The 608-nt window shown below is 47.9% G+C and carries 1 pseudogene; it reads left to right on the top strand.

The features are described 5' to 3' along the window. Nucleotides 1-558: pseudogene (locus tag EAO38_RS08680) on the top strand (type IV toxin-antitoxin system AbiEi family antitoxin); the annotation flags it as partial. Between the last annotated feature and the right edge of the window lie 50 nt (nucleotides 559-608).

The raw sequence follows: 608 nt of genomic DNA, 5'->3' as shown, positions 1-608 counted from the left end.
TGCATTAAACCCACATGGATCAATGATCGCGATCAATTCTACGCCCCCTATGGGGATTCATGGCAAGAGGATCGCGACTTTTTGGGCGATTGCCTAGTCTTTATGCTCTTTCACGCGCAAAATCGCATTTCTATTAAACAGGGGGCTAATCATTTCATCCCCTTTAAAGAGCAAGCGCTCCACCCTAAAGCGCGCTACACCCACCACACTTTATTAGATTTTCTAGAGGGCAAAAGCCTAGCTTTTGCTCAAGACAAGCTTTTTAAGACACCCCGCCCCACACTCCCCACCTTTAGCCCTAGCGCTCTAGAAGTGCTCAAAAGCGCTCAAGAAATTTATAGCTATTACCACTCCCATAAAGACTCTAACCCTAATGCGAGCTTATACGATATTAAGGAGTTCTTTGCAGGGCGTGATAGCAAGGGCAAGCTCAACCCCCCAAGCAAAGCCCAAGATACTTTTTATAAAACTCTCTATGCTACCTTGCAAGAAAACCTAGACACCCTGGCAGGGCAAATCACCCCCAAAGTGTGGGAGTACGGGTTTTTGCGCTACTGAGCTAGCAAGCGCAGACGAGCCGGTGCAAGTAGAATACTCGCGCCGTTTGC

It is taken from the genome of Helicobacter vulpis, from assembly GCF_003660395.1.
Classification (GTDB): Bacteria; Campylobacterota; Campylobacteria; order Campylobacterales; family Helicobacteraceae; genus Helicobacter; species Helicobacter vulpis.
This window is presented reverse-complemented; position numbering and strand designations above follow the sequence as displayed.